Source organism: Arthrobacter sp. P1_D4 (genome assembly GCF_056406115.1).
The window spans coordinates 491,929-513,584 of the sequence record NZ_JBFUAU010000002.1 but is presented as its reverse complement, the minus strand read 5'-3'; the positions used below and the strand labels follow the sequence as shown (position 1 = coordinate 513,584).

At 65.7% G+C, this 21,656-nt stretch carries 26 protein-coding genes and 1 pseudogene; 16 read left to right on the top strand and 11 right to left on the bottom strand.

Annotated features, from left to right (window positions below; genetic code table 11):
• The first annotated feature begins 26 nt into the window (after positions 1-26).
• On the top strand, positions 27-179 hold the full coding sequence (locus AC1D0A_RS03355; RefSeq protein ID WP_028276278.1) for an LPXTG cell wall anchor domain-containing protein: 153 nt from the start codon (positions 27-29) through the stop codon (positions 177-179).
• 190 nt (positions 180-369) lie between these two features.
• Here the strand turns inward: AC1D0A_RS03355 and AC1D0A_RS03350 are convergent, their stop codons facing one another.
• Both AC1D0A_RS03350 and AC1D0A_RS03345 read right to left on the bottom strand, forming a co-directional pair.
• Positions 370-1,005, bottom strand: a complete 636-nt coding sequence (locus AC1D0A_RS03350) for a LysE family translocator (RefSeq protein WP_243177471.1) — start codon at positions 1,003-1,005, stop codon at positions 370-372.
• A 166-nt stretch (positions 1,006-1,171) separates the two neighbouring features.
• The gene (locus AC1D0A_RS03345; RefSeq protein ID WP_476945190.1) at positions 1,172-1,990 is read right to left on the bottom strand and encodes an alpha/beta fold hydrolase; all 819 of its coding nucleotides are present in this window, start codon (positions 1,988-1,990) and stop codon (positions 1,172-1,174) included.
• A gap of 97 nt (positions 1,991-2,087) precedes the next feature.
• Between AC1D0A_RS03345 and AC1D0A_RS03340 the strand changes: the two genes are divergently transcribed.
• Positions 2,088-3,152: a hypothetical protein gene (locus tag AC1D0A_RS03340; protein WP_243177473.1), complete on the top strand. Its 1,065-nt coding sequence runs from the start codon at positions 2,088-2,090 to the stop codon at positions 3,150-3,152.
• Positions 3,153-3,179: 27 nt separating this feature from the next.
• Here the strand turns inward: AC1D0A_RS03340 and AC1D0A_RS03335 are convergent, their stop codons facing one another.
• The 6 genes from AC1D0A_RS03335 to AC1D0A_RS03310 form a co-directional block, all read right to left on the bottom strand.
• A complete protein-coding gene (locus AC1D0A_RS03335) occupies positions 3,180-4,193 on the bottom strand; it encodes a patatin-like phospholipase family protein (RefSeq protein WP_476944579.1) in 1,014 nt (337 codons plus the stop codon).
• A gap of 255 nt (positions 4,194-4,448) precedes the next feature.
• Positions 4,449-4,976 (bottom strand): DUF427 domain-containing protein, encoded by a 528-nt coding sequence (locus tag AC1D0A_RS03330; protein ID WP_476945189.1) that lies wholly within the window; start codon positions 4,974-4,976, stop codon positions 4,449-4,451.
• 87 nt (positions 4,977-5,063) lie between these two features.
• On the bottom strand, positions 5,064-5,999 hold the full coding sequence (gene ppk2 / locus AC1D0A_RS03325; protein ID WP_028276283.1) for a polyphosphate kinase 2: 936 nt from the start codon (positions 5,997-5,999) through the stop codon (positions 5,064-5,066).
• Between the two features lie 211 nt (positions 6,000-6,210).
• Complete coding sequence (locus tag AC1D0A_RS03320) at positions 6,211-6,978, bottom strand: SDR family NAD(P)-dependent oxidoreductase (protein WP_476945188.1); 768 nt, start codon at positions 6,976-6,978, stop codon at positions 6,211-6,213.
• 206 nt (positions 6,979-7,184) lie between these two features.
• The gene (locus AC1D0A_RS03315; RefSeq protein ID WP_243177480.1) at positions 7,185-7,619 is read right to left on the bottom strand and encodes an SRPBCC family protein; all 435 of its coding nucleotides are present in this window, start codon (positions 7,617-7,619) and stop codon (positions 7,185-7,187) included.
• A 79-nt stretch (positions 7,620-7,698) separates the two neighbouring features.
• Positions 7,699-8,061 carry an ArsR/SmtB family transcription factor gene (locus tag AC1D0A_RS03310; RefSeq protein WP_028276286.1) on the bottom strand — a complete coding sequence of 121 codons (363 nt, stop codon included), beginning with the start codon at positions 8,059-8,061 and terminating at the stop codon, positions 7,699-7,701.
• A gap of 342 nt (positions 8,062-8,403) precedes the next feature.
• Between AC1D0A_RS03310 and AC1D0A_RS03305 the strand changes: the two genes are divergently transcribed.
• The 11 genes from AC1D0A_RS03305 to AC1D0A_RS03255 all read left to right on the top strand — a co-directional run bounded on the left by AC1D0A_RS03305 (position 8,404) and on the right by AC1D0A_RS03255 (position 17,419).
• On the top strand, positions 8,404-8,868 hold the full coding sequence (locus tag AC1D0A_RS03305) for a YegP family protein (RefSeq protein WP_476945187.1): 465 nt from the start codon (positions 8,404-8,406) through the stop codon (positions 8,866-8,868).
• A gap of 52 nt (positions 8,869-8,920) precedes the next feature.
• Positions 8,921-9,598 (top strand): PAS and ANTAR domain-containing protein, encoded by a 678-nt coding sequence (locus tag AC1D0A_RS03300; RefSeq protein ID WP_243177483.1) that lies wholly within the window; start codon positions 8,921-8,923, stop codon positions 9,596-9,598.
• 160 nt (positions 9,599-9,758) lie between these two features.
• On the top strand, positions 9,759-10,376 hold the full coding sequence (locus tag AC1D0A_RS03295; protein ID WP_243177485.1) for a TetR/AcrR family transcriptional regulator: 618 nt from the start codon (positions 9,759-9,761) through the stop codon (positions 10,374-10,376).
• Positions 10,377-10,513: 137 nt separating this feature from the next.
• Positions 10,514-10,744, top strand: a complete 231-nt coding sequence (locus AC1D0A_RS03290; protein WP_476945186.1) for a hypothetical protein — start codon at positions 10,514-10,516, stop codon at positions 10,742-10,744.
• 257 nt (positions 10,745-11,001) lie between these two features.
• Positions 11,002-12,057, top strand: coding sequence for an ABC transporter substrate-binding protein (locus AC1D0A_RS03285; RefSeq protein WP_043435509.1), 1,056 nt, complete (start codon positions 11,002-11,004; stop codon positions 12,055-12,057).
• Positions 12,054-12,992, top strand: a complete 939-nt coding sequence (locus tag AC1D0A_RS03280) for an ABC transporter ATP-binding protein (RefSeq protein ID WP_243177488.1) — start codon at positions 12,054-12,056, stop codon at positions 12,990-12,992. The genes AC1D0A_RS03285 and AC1D0A_RS03280 overlap by 4 nt, the downstream gene beginning before the upstream one ends.
• Positions 12,992-13,882 (top strand): ABC transporter permease, encoded by an 891-nt coding sequence (locus tag AC1D0A_RS03275; RefSeq protein WP_476945185.1) that lies wholly within the window; start codon positions 12,992-12,994, stop codon positions 13,880-13,882. The genes AC1D0A_RS03280 and AC1D0A_RS03275 overlap by 1 nt, the downstream gene beginning before the upstream one ends.
• 25 nt (positions 13,883-13,907) lie before the next feature.
• Positions 13,908-14,855, top strand: a complete 948-nt coding sequence (locus AC1D0A_RS03270) for a TauD/TfdA dioxygenase family protein (protein WP_243177490.1) — start codon at positions 13,908-13,910, stop codon at positions 14,853-14,855.
• A complete protein-coding gene (locus AC1D0A_RS03265; protein ID WP_476945184.1) occupies positions 14,852-16,270 on the top strand; it encodes an LLM class flavin-dependent oxidoreductase in 1,419 nt (472 codons plus the stop codon). The genes AC1D0A_RS03270 and AC1D0A_RS03265 overlap by 4 nt, the downstream gene beginning before the upstream one ends.
• A gap of 88 nt (positions 16,271-16,358) precedes the next feature.
• Complete coding sequence (locus tag AC1D0A_RS03260) at positions 16,359-16,679, top strand: DUF4193 family protein (RefSeq protein WP_476945183.1); 321 nt, start codon at positions 16,359-16,361, stop codon at positions 16,677-16,679.
• Complete coding sequence (locus tag AC1D0A_RS03255; RefSeq protein WP_243177492.1) at positions 16,667-17,419, top strand: lytic transglycosylase domain-containing protein; 753 nt, start codon at positions 16,667-16,669, stop codon at positions 17,417-17,419. The genes AC1D0A_RS03260 and AC1D0A_RS03255 overlap by 13 nt, the downstream gene beginning before the upstream one ends.
• An 89-nt stretch (positions 17,420-17,508) precedes the next feature.
• On the opposite strand, the gene AC1D0A_RS03250 is transcribed toward AC1D0A_RS03255, so the two are convergent.
• On the bottom strand, positions 17,509-18,096 hold the full coding sequence (locus AC1D0A_RS03250) for a hypothetical protein (protein ID WP_476945182.1): 588 nt from the start codon (positions 18,094-18,096) through the stop codon (positions 17,509-17,511).
• Between the two features lie 249 nt (positions 18,097-18,345).
• Positions 18,346-18,432: pseudogene (locus AC1D0A_RS03245) on the bottom strand (AAA family ATPase); the annotation flags it as partial.
• Positions 18,433-18,504: 72 nt separating this feature from the next.
• Between AC1D0A_RS03245 and AC1D0A_RS03240 the strand changes: the two are divergent.
• A complete protein-coding gene (locus tag AC1D0A_RS03240; protein WP_476944154.1) occupies positions 18,505-19,083 on the top strand; it encodes a histidine phosphatase family protein in 579 nt (192 codons plus the stop codon).
• A gap of 9 nt (positions 19,084-19,092) precedes the next feature.
• Here the strand turns inward: AC1D0A_RS03240 and AC1D0A_RS03235 are convergent, their stop codons facing one another.
• Positions 19,093-19,992 (bottom strand): C2 family cysteine protease, encoded by a 900-nt coding sequence (locus AC1D0A_RS03235; protein WP_243177498.1) that lies wholly within the window; start codon positions 19,990-19,992, stop codon positions 19,093-19,095.
• 344 nt (positions 19,993-20,336) lie between these two features.
• On the opposite strand from AC1D0A_RS03235, the gene AC1D0A_RS03230 reads away from it, so the two are divergent.
• A complete protein-coding gene (locus tag AC1D0A_RS03230) occupies positions 20,337-20,981 on the top strand; it encodes a DNA alkylation repair protein (RefSeq protein ID WP_476945249.1) in 645 nt (214 codons plus the stop codon).
• A gap of 119 nt (positions 20,982-21,100) precedes the next feature.
• Positions 21,101-21,589: a hypothetical protein gene (locus AC1D0A_RS03225; protein WP_028276302.1), complete on the top strand. Its 489-nt coding sequence runs from the start codon at positions 21,101-21,103 to the stop codon at positions 21,587-21,589.
• Positions 21,590-21,656: the final 67 nt, after the last annotated feature.

Below are 21,656 nucleotides of genomic sequence, written 5' to 3'. Positions count from 1 at the left end.
CCACCTGGGTGGCTTAGGCTTTCCGTATGGGACTAATAATCACACTACTTATTATTTGGCTTATTCTTTCGATCCTGGGCTTCGCCGTGAAGGGCCTGCTCTGGTTGGCCATCATCGGCCTGGTGCTCCTGGTGGCTACGGCTGTATGGGGCTGGGTGAAGCGAAAGGCCAAGGCCTGATGCAACCCTGATCTTCATTCGGCGGCGGTCGGTCCTCTTCAGGACCGGCCGCCGTTTTCGTGAAATTCGCGGAGTCAATGTGCCAACTGAAGGTCCAGAGGAGGGAGACGAATAACCAGCTCGGCTCTTGAGTGGGTTGGCATTCTGCCGGATAGGGAACTGCACCTGTCCGTCGAGGTCCGGCGCGCCGCTACGAGCTGGTGCTGGATGCCAGTACGCCCAGGCCGAGCGCGGCGATGATGCCGCTGCTGCCGCGTTCGAGCCAACTGCTCACCCGGGGGCGCTGCAGCCAGGCCATTGCCTTCGCTGCCGCGACGGCTACAGCCGCCAGGTAAAGGAATCCAATGGCGCTTTCGATGGCACCGAGCACCATGGCGGTGTCCAGGGTGTTGCCGCCGTGCGGAATGAACTGCGGCACGACGGCGAGGTAGAACAGGCCGACCTTGGGGTTGAGCAGTGTGGAGAACGCGCCGGCACCGAAGCCGGTCCTTCGGCTGTAGCTCCGGCGGGGAGCGTGCCCGGCCGCCGGGGATGCAGTTGTGCGGCGCGCCCGGATCAGCGACGAGATTCCCAGATACAGCAAGTACAACCCGCCTGCGATCTTCAGCCAACGGAACACTTCCGCCGAGTCCTCCAGCACGGCGGCGAGCCCCACTCCCACCAGCGCGGCCCAGACCAGGGATGCCAGAGCTGAGCCCAGCGCCGCCGCCAGGCCGGCCCCGGCACTTTGCAACGAGATCCTCAGCACCAGGAAGGTATCCGGGCCGGGGGTGACGGAAAGCAGCAGGCACAGCCCGGCAAAGGCCAGGAGGGTCACGACGGTCATGGGCACCATTGTCCTTTTGCTGGCAGCCCGACTGCAATCCGTCGCGATGGTTTGCTGCTTACCGTGCATTACATGACGCCGGTTGGACGCCGCGGACGGATCGTCTTGCCTTTGTTCGGCGGAGCCATAACACAGGGATCCGCCCGCATGCGGGCGCCACTGCCCACTAGGTTTTGTCGTCTGATGCCACGCGCACGCGCATGAGCCAGTCGGCGACAAGGGCTCGCACGAGGTTGGGTTGCTCATGGATCAAGGCATGGCCGGCGCGGTCGAGTACGGCCAACGTAGCGCGTGGGTAGTGCCGGATCAGCTCCGACGGTCCTGTGTGCCCGGCGGTGGCATCCTGTCGCCCGGCAACGACCAACACCGGATGAGGATAGGCTTTCGCGGCTTCCGGCCGATCCCGCAACTCCCAGTGCGAAAAGATCCGCATCAGGCTCGACTCGTCAGCCAGGGACGTTGCGGGAGCCACATACTCCTGGAACCGACGCAGCGTTTCAGGCGTCTGCACAACGAAGTAGCTGCGGTAAGTGGCCTCGAGATCCGAGTCGAGTGCACCGGTCAAATCGACCGACGAAACAAGGACCTCGTGCTGAGGCACGTCGCGCGTCTGCGGGCCAACGGGGCAGATCAGCGCCAGCCCGACGGCCTGATCAGGTCGCAGGTTCGCAATCGCACGGGCCAGGTAGCCGCCGTAGGACTGACCCATCATAAGAAACGGTTCGTCACCAATAGTGCTGGCGATAAGGCCGAGCAGAATGTCCACGACGTCGTTATTGCTCGTGATCGTCTCGGGCGCCGGGGTCCGGCCCATCCCGGGCAGGTCCGGATACAGGCGCCGGTAGCCAGGAACGTCGTCGAAAATCGGTTCAAGGGCACTGGCGATCTCGCGATGATCCACACCGGCGCCGTGGAGAGCGAGAACCGGCGTGCCGCTGCCGTACTCGGCGTAATGCACAGGCACTCCGCTAACCGTGGTGTCCATCCCGCAATGGTAGAACGCGTCGCGGCGATACCCGCCATCATCGACGGCACCCGGGACCGCTCCAGGTAAAGCTGCGCTCTGGTGGGAGGATGATTTGATGACGCCAAGTGTGGACGCATTTCTGCGGGGGCCCCGAGGGCGCCGTCTGTGCCTTGAACTGGCGATGCAGCTGGATCCGGACGTCAAAACGGCGGTCTTCTGGTGGGGATACGAACTTGATGGTGGACCGGGGACCTCGCGGGTCCAGCTGGGCGCTGCTGCCTCCCGGGAGGCCTCGACGCCGGCCTTTGCCGCGTCACCAGAACAGCTGGCTGCCAGGCTCGCCTCCCTGGACTTCACCGGACTTGACAGCGACCTGGTGCAGGCGGCCCTCGAGCGGTCAGTGGACACGGCAAGGTACTGGCAGGCACCCGATGGAGAGGACGTGCTCGCGGATCTCCCGAGTGTGACGGCGGCCCTGTCGCCCGTCGCGGAACAGGTCATGGCGCTGCCCGACAGCCAGTGGTTCTGGCAGCCTCGCCGGGCGGAGCAGTGGGCCATCGGCTTGCGATCGACAAACGGCCAGGCACCGCTGCCGAAGAATCCGCGACAAACACTGGCTGGGTGGGGCCGAGACGAACGAGCCGGGGAACTGCGGGCCGCGCGCGAACGCCCGGGCGATCCTCGCGCCAACTGGTCAGGAACTTGGTGGTCGATCCCGCACGGGCTGCTCCACACCGTTGGGCAGGTCCCGGCCGCACTGAGCCTCGTGGAAGATTCCCTGGGGTGGGAGCAGGCGACCACGGTTCCGGTTCGGGGAGCGGGCCGGACTCTTGAGATCGGCACAGCAGAAGACTGGATAACGCTGTGCCGCAGGTTCCCACTAGAGGTCACTGCATCCCGGCGACACGACTGGTTCCGCCTGACCGGACGCGACGGCCGATGGGTCATCCCGGATTGGGAACAAGTGGCAGGGGAGTGGGACGCCGCGCACCTCTCCGTCCTGGGTTACCTCAACGGCGCGACGCGCCCACTAACGGTCGACGCCGAAACGGCGACGGTCATCGCCGGATGGGCCCCGGACAGCACCATCTGGCTGACAGATGTCGCGCACGAAACGGGCGGCCCGCGGCAGACATGGCACCGCGCCTCGCACGGAGACCCCTGGACTCTCGCGCCGTAACAGTCGAACACCGACAGGTTTCAGCCATCACCGCCAGATTTCGGCGACCAGTTCCGCGAGGGCTCTGCCCTGGCTGTAACCAGCTCGAGCCGCAGGCGGACGCAGAGACAGATCCATCGCGTTGGCGCCGAACATGTGCTCGGCGGCGCTATCCGGGAAGACTGTTTGGACCCTGCTGCCCCCGGCGCGCAGTTCGTCGATTTGGGCGGCGAGATCCATGCCCCACTCGAGCGGCATCCGCGTCCTGCCGCCAAAGGGTGACAGCACCAGCACCCGCCCGTATCCAGCGGCCAGGTCGGCGTTCTCACTGCGTCGATAGCCGCCGTTGATGTACCGGGTCCCACCGATGCGGTAGCCGTTGCTGGTGCTGGCGGCGACGGCGTCCACCAGATCGATTCCGCTGTGGCGGTCGAACACGACCGGGTCCCCGGTATCCGCATCAACAGCCGTGATCAGCACGGGCTGTTGCGGCCAGTGCCGGCTGGGAAGCCGGGCCGCGACGATGTCGCGCCAGCGCATCTGGGCAGAGCCGTCCGAAGCTTCCATCTCGAGTGCCGCGGCGCCCATCCTGCGGCGCATGTCGGAGGCATCCGCAGCAGAACCAATGATTCCGTTGGACCACTCCAGGTAGGTTTGCCCCGAGAGATTCGGAGCGCGTCCCCTGTCCGGTCCGGAGTGGCCGGCTTGTGGCCGAGGCACCTCGGCGAGGATGGCGGCATACAGTTCGGCCGGCCGAGTCCCGCTGGTGATCTGGGCAGCCACTGTTGATCCTGCCGATGTCCCGATGATGAGGTCGGCCTCGGTGACATCGATGCCGGCATCGGACAGGCCGGCGATGAGACCGAGCTCCCACGCATTGCCTGCCGCTCCGGCGCCGGCGAGCACCAAGGCCCGCTTGTGTGAGTTGTCGGTCTGTCGTGCGGCGTGGGCCTGTTGGCCGGGAACGGGCCAATTTCCGGGCTGTGGTGTCCGTGTCACTGCAATGGCACCGGAGGCGGTCGTCGAATGGATGCGCGGAGTTGAAGAAGGTGTTGTGTTCATGGGAGTCGCCTTTCGCGAATTTGCCTTGCGGCACTCCCGGAGACGACTACTTCAGTCGCGCGACCGTGGACTTCGGGGGAGCGCCCATTACGGATACTGCGTTCATGGGTCTCACCTCCTGAAGATTGATCACGATCACCGGAAAGCTATCACGCCGGCAAGGCGGGCACAACGGGCATCCAGCCGCCAGAGCGCGCACCGGCTGAGTCGCCACACGCACAGTCAGCAAGTCTTGCCGGCGCGAGGGCGATGTGCTCACCACCCGGCCGTGCCCGGGCCGCCTTTGAACGGACCAACGATCTGCGTGGTGATCCAACCGCCGTAGAAGTCACCTTCCTGGAAGGTCACCTGCTCGCCGTTGACTTGGCAGGAGTCCATGTGAGCCGGGTAGAGGGCCACTCGGGTGCTGAGCGCCCCGAAACCCCGGGTGGGTTCGGGGTAGGTCCACCCGCCACGGGGAACGACGACGCCGCCGGCAACGACGTCGAAGTAGTGCGCCTCTCCCTTGAACTCGCAGAAGCTGGTGCCCCCGACCGGGACGAGTACACCGGCAGGGAATGAGTCCAATGGCAAGTAGTAGACAGGCGGGTGACTTGTCTCCAGGACGCGCACTGCATCGGTGGTGTCGGCAATCACCTGCCCGCCAAGCCGCACGATAACCCGTTCGGATCGGGGCTCGACCCTCGGCGGCCGCGGGTAGTCCCACACCGATTCTTGGCCCGCCTTGGGTTTGATGGGCTGGGGACGCCGGAAAAGGCCGGAAGAACCGTGTGCAGGAGTCATGTCCCCATGTTGCCATTTTCTGCTGGGATCCCACCGTGAGCGTGACGCATCCGTGCGATCGCGCTTCCGCCGACCGCGAGCCGGCCGCTAGTCGCCGGCGGCTTCGCGGCCGCGGCGTACGATCAGCCGGTCGGGGCTGTGGACCACGGATGTGTCCTTGTCCTCGTAGTCGAACTGGTTGAGGAAGTAGCGCATGGCGTTGATCCGACCCCGCTTCTTGTCATTGAACTTGATGGTGATCCACGGCGCATGGTCGGTGTCGGTCCGCAGGAATGTCTCCTCCTTGGCGGCCGTGTACTCCTCCCACCGGTCCAGGGAGGCGAGATCGATGGGCGAGAGTTTCCAGCGCCGCACCGGGTCTATCTGCCGGATCGCAAAACGGGTGCGCTGCTCGTGGCGGGTCACCGAGAACCAGAACTTGGTCAGGTGGATCCCGGAGTCCACGAGCATCCGCTCGAAGAGCGGGGCCTGAACCATAAAGGTGTCGAACTCCTGCTCCGTGCAGAAGCCCATGACCCGCTCCACATTTGCCCGGTTGTACCAGGAGCGGTCGAACATCACGATCTCCCCGGCCGTGGGCAGGTGCTGGATGTAGCGCTGGAAATACCACTGGCCCAGTTCACGGTCAGAGGGTTTACTCAATGCCACTGCCCGGGCCGAGCGGGGATTCAGGTGCTCAGTGAAGCGCTTGATTGTTCCGCCCTTGCCGGCAGCATCCCGGCCCTCAAAGACGATCACGTGCCTGAGCTCCTGGTCCTGGCCCCAGTACTGGAACTTCAGCAGTTCAACCTGCAGCCGGTATTTCTCCAGCTCGTACTCTTCGCGGGACATCCGTTGCTCGTAGGGGTAGTCTTCCCGCCACGTCTGCACGGCCGAGCCGCCGGGGTGAATCAGTTCCGGATCTTCGCCTTGCCCCCCACGCACCGTGTACCCCATCTCCACCAGATGGTCGATGGCCTCACGCAGGTTTTCCCGGAGCCAGCCCTGGTCCTCGGGTGTCCACGTCCTGTCCGCCGGCGTCATCCCGGCCTCCTTCCGGCCCCCTCGAACCAGCTGCCGGACTTCCAGATGCCGGCGGTGTTCGATGCTCAACTGCGTTCATAGAATGCGACCAGCCTAAGCCGACAAGTGGAGCTCACGATAGGGACGGGCTGGGGGATACTCTGCGTCACCTGACCCGCCGGGCGGGACTACCTACCCGTGGGTGCCGGTGGGGCCGGTTCGATGCTTCGCTTCAGAAGAGCGTGATGCCGGTGAGTTCGGCGAGTTTGTCGGTGAGCTTGTCCTGGAAATCAGCGTCGGTGACCTCCGGAGCCGGCTTCCGCGGCCGGCGGTGATGCCAGTACATTCCTGAGACCTGGACGGCGGGGTCAGGGCTGACGGCGAGCCAGCCCTGGGTGTCCTGGCCCATGGCGAGGTCGTCGGGGGCGCCGGCGCCGCCCATCTTGGTGGGCACCCAGCCGGGGTCAACGGAGTTGCTGAGCACGTCGGTCCACTGCCGGGCGACGGCAGCGGAGAGCGCGGAAACGTAGAGCTTGCTCTCGGAGTAGGCCGCGCTGGCGTCCCAGCGCCGTCGGGTCCAATCGATGTCCTGGAGGTTGCTGCTGGCCGCGCGGTGCATCCCGCTGCTGAGGTAGATCAGCCGGTGCGGCCGCTCGATCAGCGCGGTGAGAATGTAGGGCGCCAGAACGTTGACGGCCAGGGTGCGGGAGTGTCCCTCCGGGGTCGCGACTCGCCCCGGCGAGAGGTAGACGCCTGCGTTATGGATGACGGCGTCCATCCGCCCGTAAGCGTTCACCTGCGCCGCCAGTTCCCGGGTTTCGGAGGCCCTGCTGAGGTCACCGATCACGATGCCGATGGCAAGCGGCGCGAGTTCATCGAGGGAGGAGGCGCGTTCCCTGGAGCGGGCGTGCAGCAGGACCTCGTCGCCGCCGTTCAGGAGCGTCCGGGCGGTGGCGAGGCCAAGTCCGTCGGTAGAGCCTGTGATGAAAATGCGAGCCATGAGGATGGTCCTTTCTTCACCGTTACCTTCCAGAAGCCGCGCATCATTCTGGTTTGATACGCCCTGGTGGAACATCAGGGGGACGTTCTTCTTGGCTTTGGGCAAGAAGGACGCGATGTTCCCTTGCACATGAACGTGGGTGCTTGCCACTTGATGGCTTCAGCTACGGACGGGCACACTCAAGAATGAACGCCCTGCGCCTTCATCTAGGCGGATTCGAGAACGTTCTTGAGATTGGTCAACTGAGCGACCTCGGCCTTCATGGTGCGGACAATCACCGGGCCCACGAGCTTCATGAGTCCCTTGGGCTCCAGGTCCAGGCTGAAACGAACAGTCGTTCCGCCCGGCGCTTCACTGAGCCGGTACGCACCGGCCGGACGGGCCGGACCGGCCACCACCTGGAAGCCCAGGAGCTTTCCGGGGTCCGCCGCGGTGATTTCGTAGTCCCCGACGATGGGCCGGCCACCGGGGCCCGAGAGAGTCTGGCTGTACACGGCACCGAGGTCCCCGGGTGTTCCACTCTTCAGTGTTATGTCCTGAACCCCGGAGCGCCATGCGCGGTTATTCAGTCCATCCGCGAGGAACGCATAGACGTCCTCCGGAGATCGGTTGATGGTGGTCTCGTTCTCGGCGTGAGCCATTGCTACCCCTACTGGTTTTAGTCCGGACGCATCCAGGCCGGTCGATCGATGTTGTCCATAGTCCGTCGTGCGCCGGTATTTAGCGGATTGCTTCTTCAGGCTCTTCAGCCATGGGGCTCAGGGTCATCCGGGTGGTGACCAGGAGAGATCCGAGCAGGGATCGGGCGGCCGCGAGCAGGACATTAACCTCAGGGCTGGCCAGTTCATAGAACAATCTGCCCTCGCGCCGTGAGGGGACAATCAGGCGCTGGCGGCGGAGAATGCTCAAATGTTGGGAGAGGTTTGACGGCTCAAGGCCCGTGTTGTCGCGCAGCCGGCTTACGGCTACTGGTCCGTCGGCGAGCATTTCCAGCAACTGGATTCGGGCAGGGTGGCCCATGGCCTTGAACAGTTCTGCCTTCACATCGGTCTGGACCGGACTTGCAGGAAGATCATCCGGCATTGGGGCCTCCCTCCTTCACATTCAACTATTCTGAACCGCGCGTCTGTGCAGACCCCGGCGACAGGAAAACTAGCACGAGCAAGACAGAAAAGTCTGTCTTGCACACCCATGATTTGGTCAGCCCGCTTACATATCGTAGCGCCGGACCGCTGCAGTGTCGTCGCCGCCGCCAGACAGGGTGGTACCTCTTGCGCAGGTGAGTTGCATAGTTCAGACTTTCATGAATTCATCAATTCGATTCGGCCGGTACGAGTGACTGGCATCGTTCGGGTGGATTCAGGCTGTTCCCGGTGACAACGGCGTCGCCGGGAACAATCGGGTCCCGGCTTCCAGGAGGGTTCTATGACAGGCATGTTCGAACTGTTCACCGATACCGACAGGTCCTACCGATTTCGACTGACGGCCCCGGACGGGACCGTCATGGCCCTCTCCAGGCCCTTTCCAGACCTGCCGGCGGCGGTGGCTGGGATCGCAGCAGTGCGGGAGTACGCCGGCATGGGGCTGGTCTCGGAAATTTCGGCGCCGCGGGATGACGCGCTGCTCCAGTCCGCGGCCGAGGGCATTCCCGTGGAACCCAGCGCGCAGAGGCGCGGAGTTCACGAGGCGCACGTGCAGGGCCGGCGCGCCCGGGCGAGACCGGCCCCTGGCGGGGCGCCCAGGTCTCCTGAAGGGCCGCCGCGCCTCCGCATCCCGTCCGCAGCGCGCTTCTTGGCCCGACTCGCAGGGACCCGGAACCAGCAGCTGATCGTGCGGTGGCGGCAGGCACTGGAGGCGCGGACTGCGCAGGTTGGGCTCAGCTCGTGCTGACCGTGTCCCGGGACAGGGCGCCCGCCGGCGGGCCGGGCAGGCAGGCCCGGCCATGACGGAGTTGAAGGCGTTGCAGGCCTATTCCAGCGCGCTGGCTACCGAGGACTGCCTCGCCGGGACCTTTCGCTACGATGTGGCCTCGGGGGAGCTGCAGTGGTCCGAGCAGATTTACCAGATCCACGGCTATCAGCGCGGCGAGGTGGTGCCCACGGTGGGTGTTCTTATGCAGCACGTGCATCCTGACGACCGGACGCCGTGCAGGGAAATCTTTGAGGATGTGTGCCGTGGCGGAGGTTTTTTCGCCAATTATCATCGTCTCTTCGACGCACGCCGGCGTGAACGGCGAGTCCTGACGGCGGGGGAGGGCGTGCTGGACAGTGACGGGAAGCTGTCGTTCGTCGACGGGTTCATCCTGGACCTCACCAGAACAGTTCAAGTTGAAACGGACCGGTCCGCCCGCGAGGCCGTCGCCGGAGCCATCGGCACCCGAGGCCTTATCGAACAGGCCAAGGGCATCCTGATGGGGATACTCCATATCGGTTCCGACGACGCCTTCGAACGGCTTTCCGCCTACAGCCAGCATCACAACATCAAGTTGGCCCACACGGCTTCGGCCATCGTCCGGCTGGCCAACAGCACGCACGAGTCAGCGACCCTCCGCAGCTTCGTCCACGCACTGGACAGTCGGTTCTCACAACGCCGGGATGGCAGCCGGGTTCTCCATCCCTAGGTGGAGGTAGGGCGCCGGAAGGGCCCTTCGCCGGCCCGCCCGGCGTCGTGCGAGCGTGTTACGCGCCGAAAGCGCCGGGGGGAAAATCCGGGGGAGACTGATAGCACACTCCGAGGCAGACCGGTCTGTACGCCTCGGTCCGGTGTAAAATTTTTTTATCATGACTGTCAACGACGCCGAGGGTCCTCCGCTGCTGCCCGCCACAGCCATGGCCGGCCGCGACGAGCCGGTGGACCGCATTCTCGCCACCGCCTACGAGTTGTTCTCCCGCCGCGGCATCCGCGGAGTAGGGGTCAATGAGCTGATCAGCAGTTCAGGGGTTTCCAAAGCAACCTTCTACCGGCACTTTCCGTCCAAGGACGCACTGGTGCTGGCCTTCCTGGAACTCCGCGACCAGGTGTGGACCGTGGACCTGATCGTGGCCGAGGCCAGCCGGCGGGGCAACACCCCCGAGGAGAGGCTTCTCGCCGTCTTTGACGTGTTCGGTGACTGGTTCCAGCGCGAGGATTTCGAGGCGTGTTCCTTCATCAACGTGCTGCTGGAAATGGGCGCCGGGCACCCGCTGGGCAAGGCGAGCATCGATTACCTCAGCCGCATCCGCGGGCATATCCAGGCACTGGCCGAGGAAGCCGGGCTGGACCGCCCCGAGGAATTTGCCCGATCCTGGCACATCCTGATGAAAGGCTCCATCATTTCCGCCACCGAAGGGGACGCGCTGGCCTCCAAGCGCGCCCAGCAGATGGCGCGATGGCTCATCGAGCACCACCGGGGCCTCTAGCCGCTGCGCCCGGGGGTTCTCCGTCTTGGCTACCGGCATCTCTTTAGCCCGGCACGCGCCATAGCGCCCTGACAAACCCTTCCGAAACAGCTGCGCCATGCCCGGGCTGCGATCCGCCGCGATCCGCAAGGGTGGAGGTGTTCAGTCGCCGCGGCTTTGAAGGCACCATCGACATGGGCTTCGCCGAGCTGCCCGCGCCCGACACGCCCTTGTTCGTCCTGCTGGTCCGGCTCGACGTTCTGGGCCAGGACTGCCGGAGCCGCGTCGGGAACGCAACATTCGGCCATATCCTGCGAATTTTCTTCGTGCGCGGACTGCGGCGGCGCGGTGCCGGCCCCGTCATGCACAGTCACCGCGCGTCAGCATGACTTCACAGCGACCGTCCGATGGGGCGCGGACATGTCCCGGAATGGCCGCAGATGACGGCCTGAGTCTGCCCTGTTGCGGACTGCTTCCCAATGCGACCTCCCGGGTAGCGATTGTGCCCCGCGGCTGATTTCGTCGCCGGATTACGCACGGTTTCCTCGGGAGTCGAGGCGCCTGCGGAACGAATTCGATTCTGCTCTGATGGTGGGCACGGTCCGGTAGCCCCGGGCCGCACCATCGAATCCAGAAAGAATCCGCTATGAAAAACCGACACTTACCCGCAGGACTTTTCTCCACCTTGGGCGTTGCTGCCGCCGTGGCGGTCTCGCTGGTGGTCTCCGGTTGCGGCGGCCCTGCGAGCGCCCAGTCCCCTGCCGGAAATACCCCCGGGGCACCCGAAGTGACCGAACTCCGCTACGAGGGCTCGGCCAACAACGTGAGCCTGCCGGAGCTGGCCGAGGACCTCGGCTACCTCGGCGACGTCAAGCTGAACTGGGTGGGCAACACCATCAGCGGGCCGGCGAGCATCCAATCAGCCGCGACAGGAGCCACCGACTTCGGCGGCGCCTTCTCCGGCGCCGTGGTCAAGCTCATCGAAGCCGGCGCGCCGGTCACTGCGGTGATCAACTACTACGGCGAGGACGAGAAGACGTTCAACGGCTTCTACGTCACCCAGGACAGTCCGATCCGGACGCCGCGGGATCTGATCGGCAAGAAGATCGCCGTCAACACCCTGGGCGCCCATGCGGACGCCGTGATCAACAGCTACCTGAAGAAGAATGGACTGTCGCAGGAGGAAATCAGGCAGGTACAGCTCGTCGTCGTTCCGCCCAACGACACCGAGGAGGCCATCCGCCGCGGCCAAGTCGACGTCGGGGCGCTCGGCGGAGTGCTGCAGGATAACGCTGTCGCCACGGGCGGCCTGCGGTCCCTGTTCAGCGACTTCGAACTCTTTGGAACCTTCGCCGGCGGCCAGTACGTCCTGCGCAAGGACTTCATCGAGAAAAACCCGGAAACCACGAAGATCTTCACCACCGGTGTGGCCAAGGCCATCGAATGGGAACGCACCACCCCCCGCGACGAGGTGATCGCGCGGTTTACGAACATCATCAACAAGCGTCAGCGCTCCGAAAGCACCGCGGCGTTGAAGTACTGGAAGAGCGTCGGAGTCCCGTCCAAGGGGGCCATCAGCGACCAGGACTTCACCCGCTGGTCAGCATGGCTGAACGACACCGGCATCGTCAGCGGCGGGATCACCCCGTCCAAGTACTACACCAACGATTTCAACGGACTGCTGAACGGGGCGGCATCATGACCCGCGGTGCCGGACCGACGCCGAAAATCAGCCTCCGCAACGTCGGGAAACAGTTCACCGTCCGGCCCAGCAAGGACCAGCCCGAGGGCTCCACCCTGACGGCGCTGGAGGGCATCACCCTGGACGTCGCCGCGGGCGAGTTCATTACTCTGGTCGGGCCGAGCGGCTCCGGCAAAACCACCCTCCTGGACCTCCTCGCCGGGCTCACCCGGCCGGACGCCGGCCAGGTGCTCGTGGACGGCAAGGAGGTGACCGGGCCCGGCCGCGACCGTGCAGTCGTCTTCCAGCAGTACGCCCTTTTCCCATGGCGCACCGCGGCCGCCAACGTCGCCTTCGGCCTCGAAGGAACCGGCAGCGACGGGCGCCGCCTGAGCCGGAGGGAACGTGCCGACAAGGCCCGCCACTACCTTGAGCTCGTCGGCCTCTCCGGTTTCGAGGACCGGTATCCCCATGAGCTTTCCGGCGGCATGAAGCAGCGGGTTGCCATCGCACGGAGCCTCGCGTACGAGCCGGACGTCCTGCTCATGGATGAACCGTTCGCAGCGCTGGATGCCCAGACCCGGGAACAGCTCCAGGAGGAACTCCTGCGCATCTGGCGCTCCACGGGCAAGACCATCATCTTCATCACCCACGGCATCGACGAGGCTGTGTACCTGGGCCAGCGGGTCGCCGTGCTCAGCTCCCGACCCGGCCGGCTCAAGCAGATTGTCGACATTGACCTGGGGGAGCGGAGCGGTGACCGGGACGTCCGCTCCGACGCTGTCTTCATCGAACACCGCCACAAAGTCTGGTCGCTGCTGCACGACGAGGTCCGGAAAGCCCAGGAAGCCGGGCATGCCAAGATCCGGCCCGACGGGTCCGCGCCCGACGAGGCACCGCAGCTCAGCAAGAGACAGCCCAGCAAGGGACAGCTCAGCAAGGGAAGGGCCGCCTGATGACCGCACCAACACTGACCAAAGACCTGACTGCGCCCGCTGCAGCCGCTACCGGGCGGCCCCCACAGCCCGCCGCAACCCGACGCCTTCCCGCCGTGGCCCGTTCCGGAGCCCGCAGGGCCGGGCGCGGGATCTGGGCCTCGGGCGCAATTGTGCTGTTCCTCCTGCTCTGGGAACTGGGCCCAACCTACCTCGCCACGGCCTCGACCAGGGTCTTCCTCCCGCCGCTGCACGAGGTCCTGCGGGCACTGGGATCACTCATCGCCAAGGGCCAACTGCAGAACCATCTGGCAGCCAGCCTGACCCGCTCCGCCAGCGGCTTCGGTATCGCCGTGGTCTTCGCCGTCGCCCTTGGCCTGCTGGTCGCCTGGTACCGGTCCCTTGACCGGTTCCTCAACCCACTGCTGGAGGTCTTCCGGAACACCGCGGCCCTGGCGCTGCTCCCGGTCTTCACCCTCCTGCTGGGGATCGGGGAGACTTCCAAGATCAGCATCGTGGCTTACGCCGCGTTCTTCCCCGTGCTGCTGAACACCATCGCCGGCGTCAGGACCGTAGACCCGCTGCTCGTCCGGGCCGCCCGCTCGCTGGGACTCTCCAACTTCCGGCTGTTCCTGAAGGTCATCCTTCCCTCGGCGGTGCCGACCATTTTCACCGGAATCCGGATGGCCGGAACGTCCTCGATCCTGGTGCTCATTGCGGCGGAGATGGTCGGTGCCAAGGCGGGCCTCGGGTACCTGATCGTCAACGCCCAGTCCAGTTTCCTGATCCCGGACATGTATGCCGGAATCCTCACCGTCTCGCTGCTCGGCCTGCTGGTCAACTACCTGCTGGTCGCCGTCGAACGGCACTTCTCCCGGTGGCGGACCGCCGTCGGATCCCAGTCGAACTAACCCCCGCAGACCAAAGGAGTCCACCATGTCCATAACCACCCAAACCCGCCTCGAATTCCGGAAACTCAGCGCCCGCATCGGTGCCGAGATCCGCGGCCTGGACCTCAGCAGCGACTTCAGCGACGCCACAATCGCCCAGATCCGTGAAGCCCTGAACACGCACAAGGCCCTGGTCTTCCGGGACGCCAACGTCCGCGACGACGAAGCCCAGGTCCGCTTCGCCGCCCGCTTCGGCCCGCTCACCCAGGCCCACCCCACGGTGGCCTCCGTCGAGGGAAAACCTGCCGTCCTGCCGGTGGACAGCGAAAACGGCAGCGCGAACAACTGGCACACCGACGTCACGTTCGTCGTGAACCCGCCGCAGGCCTCCACCCTGCGCAGCATCACCTTGCCGGCCTACGGCGGGGAGACCCTGATCGCCTCGGCCGCCGGAGCCTACGCCGATCTGCCGGACGAGCTGCGGAACTTCGCCGATACCCTGTGGGCCGTCCACACCAATGATTACGACTACTCCGTGCCGAAAAACCTCGAGCACGCCAGCGCCGGTGAGCGGCGGAAGGAATTCACCCGGATCCACTTCGAGACTGCCCACCCCGTGGTCCGGGTCCACCCACTGACCGGGGAGCGCGGCCTCTTCATCGGCGGCTTCGCCCAAAGGCTGCGCATCGTGGGACTGTCCAACACCGAATCCAAGGACATCCTGCGGCTGCTCCAGGCCTACGTCACCCGCCCCGAGAACGTGGTCCGCGTCAACTGGGAACCGGACCAGCTGGTGCTGTTCGACAACCGCATCACCCAGCACTACGCCCCGGACAACTATGACGGCCAGCCCCGGCAGCTGAACCGGGTCACGGTGGCCGGCGACGTACCCAAGGGCGTCGACGGACGCAGCAGCACGTCCATCCAGGGCGATTCCTCCACCTATTCCGAGACGGTCGAACTGCGCGCCGGCGTTCCCGGAGTTCAGCTGTGAGCGGGGCACGGCAGCTGCACCTGAACGCGTTCCTCATGAGCACCGGTCACCACGAGGCCTCGTGGCGGCTGCCGGAAAGCGACAGTTTCGCGGGGACGGACGTCGCGCATTTCCAGCGGCTGGCCCGAACGGCGGAACGCGGGACGTTCGATTCGATCTTCTTCGCGGACTCACCGGTGCTTCACGGCGACGTCGGCCAGCGGCCCTACGGCACACTCGAGCCGACCGTCCTGCTCGCCGCCATCGCCGCCGTCACCGACCGCATCGGGCTGATCGCCACGGCGTCCACCACCTACAACGACCCCTACAACCTGGCCCGCCGGTTTGCCTCCGTGGACCACATCAGCGGCGGCAGGACCGGGTGGAACGTGGTCACCACCGCCGGAGACGCCGCCGCGAGGAACTTCTCCCTGCGGGACCAGCCGGCCCACGCGCTGCGGTACGAGCGGGCCGCGGAATTCCTCGACGTGGCCCGCAAGCTTTGGGACAGCTGGGAGGACGACGCCGCCCTCGGCGACAAGGAAGCCGGGACCTGGGGAGACAACACCAGGGTCCACCCGGTCAACCACGCCGGCACGTTCTTCAGCGTCCAGGGGCCGCTGGACGTGCCACGCTCCGTCCAGGGCCACCCGGTGATTGTCCAGGCCGGCTCCTCGGAGGACGGCAAGGACTTCGCCGCCCGCTACGCCGAAGCGGTGTTCACAGCCCAGCAGACGCTGCCCGACGCACAGCGCTTCTATGCCGACCTGAAACGGCGAACCGCCGCCGCCGGCCGTGACCCGGGAACGATCAAGGTGCTCCCGGGCATCGTTCCCGTCATCGGCTCCACCGAGGCCGAGGCGCGGCGGCTGGAGCAAGACCTCGACGAGCTGATCCACCCGGAGCACGCCAAAAGGCAGCTCGCCGGGGTGCTGCGGGTCCCCGCAGCATCCCTGGCCCTCGACGCCGAGCTGCCGGACGACCTGCGCTCCGAGGACGAGATCGAAGGGGCCAAGAGCAGGTACACGCTGATCGTGGACCTCGCCCGGCGGGAACGGCTGACCGTGCGCCAGCTCATCGGCAGGCTCGGCGGCGGCCGCGGCCACCGTACTTTCTCTGGCACCCCTGAGCAGGTGGCCGACGCGATCGAGGAATGGTTTGTGGCCGGGGCGGCGGACGGCTTCAACATCATGCCCCCCGTGCTTCCGTCCGGCCTGGACGCCTTCGTGGACCACGTCATCCCGATCCTGCGGGACCGCGGACTCTTCCGGCGCGCATACAGTGGACGGACGCTCCGGGAACACTACGGGCTGCCCCGGCCGGCCAACACCTTCGTCTCGGCTGCCCGCAGCAGTCCGGCGGGCCCGGACCCGGCGGGGTCCCCGGACCCCGCGCCGGTGCCGGCCGACGCGGTCGCGGGACTCCGTTCGGCCTGAAGGACTTGGTTCACATGAGGCGGCGGCGCGCGCAATGGTGTACGTTGGCTTCCCGTCAGAACTAAACACAGGAATGAGAGTCACCCCCGTGGCAACCGATTACGACGAAGTCCGATCCGACGTCAAGGAGTCGCAGGATAATTCCCTGCAGGCGCTGCAATCCGCCAACGCCCCGGATGCCCGCAGCGTTGTCCGAGAACTGGATGAAGCCGACGCTTTTGACGATGCGATCAGCCCGGGCGGGGAAATTGTCGCCGAGGAACTCGTCGTGCAGGTCATCCCGCAGGCGCAGGACGAATTCACCTGCTACTCCTGCTTCCTGGTCCGGCACCGGTCCCTTTCCGTGCCGCGCCGGACACGCGGGTCAGTACCGTCCCCGGCCGGCCCGTTTAGTCCATGCTCCGTCTGAAACGCCTTGCCGTACTCGGCCTGTTCGTATTTTTCGTCATCACCGGGTTCTTGTTTTGGGCCTTCCGGTTCTCCGGGGCGGAGACCCGCGTGGCCCTGCCCGCGCCGCCGCGGGCAGAGGCGAAACTCGAATCGCTGTCCGCCGGCATCACCTCCGCCGTGAACATCACCCGGAGCGCGGACGCCGAGTGGCTCACCCATGCCGCCGCGCAGACCGGCATCCCCGCCCGGGCCCTCCAGGCCTACGTGGCCGCGGCCAGTGCGGCCAACACATCGGCCCCGACGTGCGGGATCGGCTGGAATACGGTGGCAGCGGTGGGCTTCGTCGAATCCGGCCACGGAACGTACGGCGGCGGCAGCCTGACCGCCACAGGCCAGGCGAGCGGGCCAATTGTCGGTCCGAGCCTCAACGGCGACGGCTTCGCCGCGATCCCTGATTCGGACGCCGGCGCCCTGGACGGCGACGCCCGGTGGGACCACGCCGTCGGACCCATGCAGTTCATTCCCTCCACGTGGCAGCTCGCAGGCCGGGACGGGAACGGCGACGGAACAGCCGACCCGTTCAACATCGATGACGCCGCGCTAAGTGCCGCCTCGTACCTGTGCGCCCACGGCGGTGACCTGACCACCGCCGCCGGCTGGGCCGACGCGATCTACTCCTACAACCAGTCTGGTCCGTACGTGGACCACGTCCGCGACCGGGCCACTGCCTACGCCGCACAGTCGGGTACTCCCGGATAGCGCCACCGTGCAACTCGACTTAGTATCCGGACACCCTTGCCGACTCCCAAAGTGATTGGCAGCGGCCCGGCCGCGTTCCGGCCAGGCCCCTATGCCCGTGCCCTGGCAACCAGGTCTCCTGTCGGGCCGAGAACGAAGTCCACATCGAGGGATGCGCTGGGCCCCTCACCCATAGAGATCTTCTCGTCGAAAGACCCAAAGGTGGCCGGCAAGAAGTACCCCACGTTGTCCCAGTAATACTGGAAGACATACAGGAGGGGATCTTCGATCGTATCCAGGTCCTCCCCAAGGCGGTACACAACAACGGCCTTCCGGCGGACCTCTTGCGAATTCGAGCACCAGGGCAGAATCAGCCCTCCCGCATTAGCCATATTTCCAGGCGGAACCTGATCTGTGTCCCTTGGAATGATCCCCGAGGGATCGCCCGGGCCAAGGAGGGGATTCCACTCAGGGTCCTCGTAGAACAGGTTCACGCCCACATCGGCTGGCTGTCCCGGCAGACGAGTTCGGTTGGTGAGCCTTTCCAGGCCTGAATTCCACAGAAGTGGTCCTCTGCGGTCCTGCGCACCGTACGAAACCTTCTTCCGCGATGCGGAAGTGGACGCCAGCGCCGCGTCTTTGGCGGCCCTAGCCGCAGTTACCGTCTTTGGGCCTGGGGGCGGTTGCTCGAGATCCATCCTTACTTCTCCTGTCCAAGAGGTGACCGGAGCGCTCCCGTTGTTGACCGCAAGCGGCTCCGCCTGGGAGGGGCTCAAGGGATGCAATATGCTCCGCCGTGCAGCGGTTGTTGCGGCATGAGGGCTGGGCCCGGACGGTTATCGGCCATCTGCGGAATGACTCTCGTGTGAACTCTGCGTCCGGTGCTGGCCATGCGTCAAGGGACTATGCGAAAGGGCGGTGTTTTGTGATCGCTCGTTGTCGCATTTGCCGATGACGAGGATGCTCGCGGCGGCTCCGATGACGTCGTCGGTGAGGGTTTCGAGCTGGTTGATTTTGAGGACGCGGGTGATCTGGCACGTGGGTCCCGCGCTCCCGGGCCGGCGCCTCTGTCATCGCCAGCCTGCCGTCAGGGCAGAATGGAAGGCATGACCTCTACGACGTTCGCCCTCATCCGCCATGGCCAGACGGACTGGAATGCACAGCGCCGGCTGCAGGGATCCACCGACATTCCCCTGAACGACGTCGGCCGCGGCCAGGCTCGCGACGCCGTCGCCGTCCTGTCCGGCTATGAATGGGACGCGATCGTGTCCTCGCCGCTGAGCCGTGCCGCTGAAACCGCCGATCTCATCGCCGCCGGGCTCGGCCTCAGCGTGGCCCGGCGCGTGCCGGAGCTCGCCGAGCGCAGCTTCGGACCCGCGGAGGGCCTGCAGGACGGTCCTGAACTGGACGCACTGCGCATTCCTCATGGGTTCCGCGGAGCGGAAAGCGAGGACGAGGCCGCCGGCCGGGGGTTGGCCGCGCTTGAGGCGCTGGCCGAGGAGTTCCGTGGCCGCCGCGTCCTGGCCGTCGCCCATGGCACGCTCCTGCGCGTGAGTCTCAGCCGCGCCGTCGGCCGCACCCTGGAAAGCATCGACAACGCCGTGCTCAACCTGGCCCACCACCATGCCGTCGACGGCTGGCAGCTCGAATACTTCAACGGCGAGCGGGCCATGGCTGCCGTTTAGGGCTGCCGCTCAAGGATATGTCGGTATCGCGATGTACTGGTTGATGTTCGTTGACTGGAAGGTCGCAAAAGCCAGCGTGGTGTGGCCACCCTCCGGATCACCCACCACGACCGTTTGGTCGGAGGGATTCAGACCCAGCAATGCGTAGGAATGGTCGGAGACCAGCTCGCCGTCGGAGTTGGACGTCCCAAAGGTCACGAGGCCCTTCGCGAAATCCTGCTGCATCTGCTCAAAGCTCACTCCCGTCATGGGGCCGCCGGGGTTGCGGTCGACGCCCACTTCGCCGGTGATGGCATAGAGGGCGTTGTGCACATCATGATCCTGGGCGTTGCTGAGGTCGGTGCCATCGATGCCGCTGTAGCTGTTGCCGTTCGCGGCAGCCCACCCTTTCTCGATAATCGCGGCCCATGACACGTTTTTGCCATCGATATTTTCGATGCTGTTTTCAAAGGGCTTGCCGCGGCGGTATGGAAGATCACCGTTGACCGTGACCGTCACCGGATTGGACACCCCGTCGTACTTGCTGTGGAAAGAAATGGTGTAGGTGCCGTTGCCGTTGTCATGAACCATGTTCAAGACGGTCGCGGGGGCCCGGGAGGCCACTGTCATCAACGCTGCGAGGAAATAGCAATCGCCGGCGTCACCCTGCTTGATATTCGTCAAGTCTCCGGAGAGATCCGGGTTTCCGGAATCATCAAGCGCAAACAGAACTTGATTCGGGACCTTCTGGAAAGTCGCCCGTCCCGATACCGAAGGATTACTCACCGGGGCCCCGGACGCTCCCGGAGGCGGCGTGACCGGTGACCGGGTAGTCACGATCCACGCAATTCCAAGAATTACCATCACCGCCACCACTGAGAAAATGACGGCGGCGCGAATTTTTGCCGGCCTGGATCCTGCACGTTCCATGTTCCGAGCCCTCCCGTCCTGCGGGGTTCCAGCCCCGCAACGGCACCGCCGCGGCAACCTTCCGAGGGCTGCCGCCGTCGGGTCTCTCCCGGTTGATCAATTCATCAGCTGATCAACAGCTTGCCGCAGGCAACCAGTCTGGGGCAAGGGGCAGCGGGCGATTCACAGGTGAGCACCGGACGCTCACCGGCGTGCGCGGCCACGGTGCAGTCGTCTGTTTTCGTCGCCAAGCCGCTTATCGCCGCGGGCGGCCGAACCGCCGACGTATGCTGAATCGCACAAGCAACGGACAGGAGGCCGAGGTGGCCCAGACGACGGAAACCGGAACGACGGCGGCCGAGGTGATGGCCGAGCTGGCCGACCTCGAGGACCCGAGGATCCGGGACGTGAACGCCAAGCACGGTGACGACCACGGGGTGAACCTCGGCAAGCTGCGGGCGTTGGCCAAGCGGCTCAAGACGCAGCAGGAGCTGGCCGGTGAGCTGTGGGGGACCGGTGATACCGCGGCGCGGCTCCTGGCGCTCCTGATCTGCCGTCCGAAGGCGTTCGATCGTGATGAGTTGGACGTCATGTTGCGCCAGGCGCACACTCCCAAGGTGCAGGACTGGCTCGTCAACTATGTGGTGAAGAAGAACCCGCATGCCGAGGAACTGCGCGTGGCCTGGTTCGCCGATCCGGACCCGCTGGTGGCAAGTGCCGCCTGGGCGCTGACCACCGACCGCGTTGCGAAGAAGCCGGAGGGCCTCGACCTGCCAGGACTGCTCGACATCATCGAGGCGCAGATGAAGGACGCCCCGGACCGCCTGCAGTGGGCGATGAACCACTGCCTGGCCCAGATCGGGATTGAGCACCCCGAACACCGCGCCCGCGCGATCGGCATCGGCGAGCGCCTGGAGGTGCTCAAGGATTACCCGACGCCGCCGAACTGCACCTCTCCGTTCGCGCCGATCTGGATCGCCGAAATGGTGAACCGACAGGACGCCAACTAGGACTCAGGGCGAGGCCCTTCGCCCGTCCCCACCCTCATCGAGCCGCCGCACCAACCTGCGGATCACCCGTGACACCACGAAGGCTTGACGTGACACCACCGTGGTGTCACCATGGTGCCATGGAACTCGGACAATACGTCAACGACCTACAGCGGCAGCTAGTGGATGCCGCGGAGAACGGCTCGGAGGACACCCGCGCCGTGGCCGAGCGGCTCGCCGCCGGACTGGACGCCGCGACCCGGCTCGTGCTCCTCGACGTTCTCTCGGCTGCAGCCGGCGAGATCACCCGCGACCTCGCACCCGGATCAGTCGACATGCGGCTGCGCGGACGCGACGTCGAGTTCGTGGTGACCCAGCCGAACCCGGAATCTGACACCGACGAGCGGCCGGCCGCACCCCTCGACCTCGACGACGCCAGCACCTCGCGCACGACGCTCCGCCTGCCGGATGCCCTCAAGACGCGGGTGGACGAGGCCGCGGCTGCAGACGGCCTGTCCGTCAACACCTGGCTGGTCCGTGCGGTCGCGGCCGCTCTCCAGCCCAAGCAGCGACGATCCGCGCAGCGCACGCTGCGCACCGGCGACAACTTCGCCGGCTGGGCGCGCTAAACCGCCCACCGCACCACACGACACCCACCAACCACGCGGACCCGCGGGGTCGATCAAACACACCCAA

What these genes read in the sequence shown, in the direction of transcription:
- AC1D0A_RS03315 (WP_243177480.1), bottom strand. Translation starts at nt 7,619, where the DNA reads ATGGCTCACGCCGAGAACGAGACCACCATCAACCGATCTCCGGAGGAC.
- AC1D0A_RS03355 (WP_028276278.1), top strand. Translation starts at nt 27, where the DNA reads ATGGGACTAATAATCACACTACTTATTATTTGGCTTATTCTTTCGATC.
- AC1D0A_RS03335 (WP_476944579.1), bottom strand. Translation starts at nt 4,193, where the DNA reads ATGAACACAACACCTTCTTCAACTCCGCGCATCCATTCGACGACCGCC.
- AC1D0A_RS03285 (WP_043435509.1), top strand. Translation starts at nt 11,002, where the DNA reads ATGAAAAACCGACACTTACCCGCAGGACTTTTCTCCACCTTGGGCGTT.
- ppk2 (WP_028276283.1), bottom strand. Translation starts at nt 5,999, where the DNA reads ATGACGCCGGCGGACAGGACGTGGACACCCGAGGACCAGGGCTGGCTC.
- AC1D0A_RS03280 (WP_243177488.1), top strand. Translation starts at nt 12,054, where the DNA reads ATGACCCGCGGTGCCGGACCGACGCCGAAAATCAGCCTCCGCAACGTC.
- AC1D0A_RS03340 (WP_243177473.1), top strand. Translation starts at nt 2,088, where the DNA reads ATGACGCCAAGTGTGGACGCATTTCTGCGGGGGCCCCGAGGGCGCCGT.
- AC1D0A_RS03270 (WP_243177490.1), top strand. Translation starts at nt 13,908, where the DNA reads ATGTCCATAACCACCCAAACCCGCCTCGAATTCCGGAAACTCAGCGCC.
- AC1D0A_RS03345 (WP_476945190.1), bottom strand. Translation starts at nt 1,990, where the DNA reads ATGGACACCACGGTTAGCGGAGTGCCTGTGCATTACGCCGAGTACGGC.
- AC1D0A_RS03305 (WP_476945187.1), top strand. Translation starts at nt 8,404, where the DNA reads ATGACAGGCATGTTCGAACTGTTCACCGATACCGACAGGTCCTACCGA.
- AC1D0A_RS03295 (WP_243177485.1), top strand. Translation starts at nt 9,759, where the DNA reads ATGACTGTCAACGACGCCGAGGGTCCTCCGCTGCTGCCCGCCACAGCC.
- AC1D0A_RS03235 (WP_243177498.1), bottom strand. Translation starts at nt 19,992, where the DNA reads ATGGAACGTGCAGGATCCAGGCCGGCAAAAATTCGCGCCGCCGTCATT.
- AC1D0A_RS03275 (WP_476945185.1), top strand. Translation starts at nt 12,992, where the DNA reads ATGACCGCACCAACACTGACCAAAGACCTGACTGCGCCCGCTGCAGCC.
- AC1D0A_RS03320 (WP_476945188.1), bottom strand. Translation starts at nt 6,978, where the DNA reads ATGGCTCGCATTTTCATCACAGGCTCTACCGACGGACTTGGCCTCGCC.
- AC1D0A_RS03350 (WP_243177471.1), bottom strand. Translation starts at nt 1,005, where the DNA reads ATGACCGTCGTGACCCTCCTGGCCTTTGCCGGGCTGTGCCTGCTGCTT.
- AC1D0A_RS03250 (WP_476945182.1), bottom strand. Translation starts at nt 18,096, where the DNA reads ATGGATCTCGAGCAACCGCCCCCAGGCCCAAAGACGGTAACTGCGGCT.
- AC1D0A_RS03225 (WP_028276302.1), top strand. Translation starts at nt 21,101, where the DNA reads ATGGAACTCGGACAATACGTCAACGACCTACAGCGGCAGCTAGTGGAT.
- AC1D0A_RS03255 (WP_243177492.1), top strand. Translation starts at nt 16,667, where the DNA reads ATGCTCCGTCTGAAACGCCTTGCCGTACTCGGCCTGTTCGTATTTTTC.
- AC1D0A_RS03240 (WP_476944154.1), top strand. Translation starts at nt 18,505, where the DNA reads ATGACCTCTACGACGTTCGCCCTCATCCGCCATGGCCAGACGGACTGG.
- AC1D0A_RS03300 (WP_243177483.1), top strand. Translation starts at nt 8,921, where the DNA reads ATGACGGAGTTGAAGGCGTTGCAGGCCTATTCCAGCGCGCTGGCTACC.
- AC1D0A_RS03330 (WP_476945189.1), bottom strand. Translation starts at nt 4,976, where the DNA reads ATGACTCCTGCACACGGTTCTTCCGGCCTTTTCCGGCGTCCCCAGCCC.
- AC1D0A_RS03310 (WP_028276286.1), bottom strand. Translation starts at nt 8,061, where the DNA reads ATGCCGGATGATCTTCCTGCAAGTCCGGTCCAGACCGATGTGAAGGCA.
- AC1D0A_RS03230 (WP_476945249.1), top strand. Translation starts at nt 20,337, where the DNA reads ATGGCCGAGCTGGCCGACCTCGAGGACCCGAGGATCCGGGACGTGAAC.